Source organism: Terrisporobacter muris, from assembly GCF_024621905.1.
GTDB classification, from domain to species: domain Bacteria; phylum Bacillota; class Clostridia; order Peptostreptococcales; family Peptostreptococcaceae; genus Terrisporobacter; species Terrisporobacter muris.
This window is the reverse complement of the sequence record NZ_JANKBY010000380.1, coordinates 1-3,013: the sequence shown is the minus strand read 5'-3', so window position 1 is coordinate 3,013 and position 3,013 is coordinate 1. Positions and strand designations below refer to the sequence as shown.

Sequence of the window (3,013 nt, the reverse complement as noted above, 5' to 3'; positions counted from 1 at the left end):
TCTTCTTGAGAAATAGTTGTAGTAATACTTTCTTCCCATTGGTATAACAATTGAAACACTTCATCTTTTATTTCTTTTGATTTATCTGTTAAATATAATTTATAAGCTCTTTTATCATGTTCGTCTCATTATAACTAAAATAGTAGAAACCGAGGCATATATGGGAGCAAAAGATAAGGCTGCTCATGCATATAAGAATAAAAAAAGCACTAGAACTGCTCCTCTGTATTTATCTGGAGGTCATATTTATGTTTATTTAATTTATGGGATATACAACTGTTTAAATTTATCAGCCAATAAAGAAAATATACCAGAGTGTGTTTTAATTAGAGCAGTAGAGCCTATAAATAGTTGGGATGAAATATCTTACAATAGATTTTCTAAGCCTTATAATGAACTGAATAATTATCAAAAAAAGAATTTGACAAATGGTCCAGGTAAACTATGTAAAGGATTAAATATAGATAGAGGATTAAGTGGCAAAAGTATATTTAGATCAGAACTTTATATTGAAGATAATCCAGATAATGATTTTGAGATTGCTGTAGATAAAAGAATTAATATAGATTATGCGCAAGAAGATAAAGATAAATTATGGAGATTTTATATTAAAAATAATAAATATGTTTCTGTTATAAAAAGGTAATGATATAATTTATTTGTAATAATAAAAAGGAGGAGACATATGAAAAAAATAGGTTTTATAGGTGCAGGAAATATGGGTGGGGCAATTTTAGGTGGCATTTTGAAATCTAAAATGATGGACAATGAACATATAATGGCTTCTGCTAAAAGTGAAAGAACTATGGAAAGATTAAAAAAAGAGTACAATGTTCATGTAACAAAAGACTCTAAAGAAGTGGCTGAATTTTCAGACCTTATAGTAATAGGTGTAAAACCAAATATATATGATGAAGTTCTAGAAGAAATTAAAGATGTGATAGATGATAAAAAAATAATAATAACAATTGCAGCAGGAAAGACTATTGAATCAGTGGAAAACATTATTGGTAATGATAAAAAAATTGTAAGAACAATGCCAAACACACCTTCATTAGTTGGAGAAGGAATGACTTCTTTATCGCCAAATAAAAACATAAGTAAAGAAGAATTAGATTTTGTTAAATCTTTGTTTGATTCTCTAGGAAAAAGTGAAGTAGTAAATGAAGACTTAATTCATGCAGTGATAGGAGCTAGTGGTTCATCAACTGCTTATGCATTTATGTTTATAGAAGCAATAGCTGATGGTGCGGTAAGAGCTGGTATGCCAAGAGACAAGGCTTATAAGTTTGCAGCACAAGGAGTTTTGGGAGCTGCTAAAATGGTTCTAGAAGAAGATAAGCATCCTGGTGAATTAAAAGATATGGTATGTTCACCTGGAGGAACAACTATAGAGGCTGTAAAAGTATTAGAAGAAGAAAAATTTAGAGGTGCAGTAATAAAAGCTGTAGAAGCTTGTGTTAACAAAAGTATAGAAATGAGTAAATAATATAAAAAGCTCCCATTTGAAAAATGGGAGCTTTGTTATGAAAACTTATTGATTTGAATCTTGTGAGTCAAAATGTTGTTCAGTTTCAGTTTGAACATTTAAAGAATTATCGTTAGTATTATTTTCACTATTTTGGCTATCCTGAGCATTATCAGTGTTTTCTGTATTTTCAGTATTGTTAGTGTCCTTGTTATTAGTATTATTTTCTACATTATTATCATTTGATTCTTCTTGTGATGGTGTTTGAGTATTATTTTCTTGGTTAGATTCTCCACTGTTTACATCATTATTGTTGCTGTCATTATTATCAGAATCGTTGTTGAATAAGTTTGTAAACCAGTTAATTATTTTTTGGAAGAATCCTTCCACTTCTTCGCTAGAAGGTAAGTTCTCAGCTGCTTTGTCTGTAGCATTTATAACTGCATTACTTCCCAGCATCTCGTCTTTAGTTTCACCAAGTATACCTAAATCTTTGTTTCCACTAAATAAATTAGAGAACCAATCTCCAATTGAAGAGAAGAAGTTTCCTATAGAATCCATTATTCCAGAACTTCCTACACTTTCACCAGCTTCTTGTAAATTATCTTTAACTACATCAGAAACATTATTTAAAGTTTCTTTCATAGAATTATAATCATAATTTTGAGCAGCTATTTTTTCCATTAAGTCAGTTATTTGTTTAACTTGAGCATCTGTTAATGTAATATTGTAATTATTAGTTACATTATTAATAATATCTGCTATTTGTGTAACATCACTTGTACCGTTTTTTATAACTTCTGTTTTAATATCATTAACAACACCAGTTGCTTTATCCTGACCTATTTCATCACCAAGATCTCCTGTAGTTATTAATTCTTCAGAAGCTAATTCTTTTTTGTCTTCATCTAACTTTTCACCAGAAGCATCTTCAAAAGCCTTCATAACACCTGTTAAAGCACCAGTTCCACTTACAGGAAATACGGCAGCTATTACAGCATTGGCATTAGTCATACCAGCAGTTGATAGTGTTGATGCTACCATTGAAGAAGTTACCCAAGTTATATTTGCAGTTTTTACATTTATTCCACCATTATTAGTTGGTTCAACATAAGCACAAGAGTAAGTCTTAGTTCCAAGTTGTGCCTCTGTAGCTACCTTACCTAAGTATTCTCTTTCTTCTTGATTATTTACTTCTAAAACCTGAACTTCATTTTCCTTTACACCGAAATAATTAAATATTTTTTGTCTTTGCTCAGCTGTATTGTTAACACCTATAGTCACTACTCTAGTACCATCAGCAAAAGACGGAACAATGCTACTTGCTACTATTGTCATCGCTACTAACAGAGAGCTAACTTTCTTTTTAAATTTCATAATATTTCCTCCTAAAATTCCTACTTAAAATAATTATATTAATTCTTTAAGTAGATTTATGTAAAGATTTAATATAAAGTAAAAATACTCTGTGAATATAGTATAATATTTATTCGCATAATGCGATTACAACATTGTAACTGTAATTACAATTTATAAATAAATCTT

The 3,013-nt window shown here is 29.7% G+C and carries 3 protein-coding genes; 2 read left to right on the top strand and 1 reads right to left on the bottom strand.

Annotated elements, in window-relative coordinates; all coding sequences use genetic code 11:
- Positions 1-76: 76 nt before the first annotated feature.
- Both NSA58_RS18065 and proC read left to right on the top strand, forming a co-directional pair.
- Positions 77-646 carry a DNA-3-methyladenine glycosylase gene (locus tag NSA58_RS18065; RefSeq protein ID WP_257560779.1) on the top strand — a complete coding sequence of 190 codons (570 nt, stop codon included), beginning with the start codon at positions 77-79 and terminating at the stop codon, positions 644-646.
- A 39-nt stretch (positions 647-685) separates the two neighbouring features.
- A complete protein-coding gene (gene proC / locus NSA58_RS18060; RefSeq protein ID WP_039681117.1) occupies positions 686-1,489 on the top strand; it encodes a pyrroline-5-carboxylate reductase in 804 nt (267 codons plus the stop codon).
- Positions 1,490-1,534: 45 nt separating this feature from the next.
- Here the strand turns inward: proC and NSA58_RS18055 are convergent, their stop codons facing one another.
- Positions 1,535-2,845, bottom strand: a complete 1,311-nt coding sequence (locus tag NSA58_RS18055; RefSeq protein ID WP_079764783.1) for a DUF1002 domain-containing protein — start codon at positions 2,843-2,845, stop codon at positions 1,535-1,537.
- Positions 2,846-3,013 lie beyond the last annotated feature (168 nt).

Excerpts from the sequence above, each read along its gene's own strand:
- proC (WP_039681117.1), top strand. The coding sequence starts at position 686 with ATGAAAAAAATAGGTTTTATAGGTGCAGGAAATATGGGTGGGGCAATT.
- NSA58_RS18055 (WP_079764783.1), bottom strand. The coding sequence starts at position 2,845 with ATGAAATTTAAAAAGAAAGTTAGCTCTCTGTTAGTAGCGATGACAATA.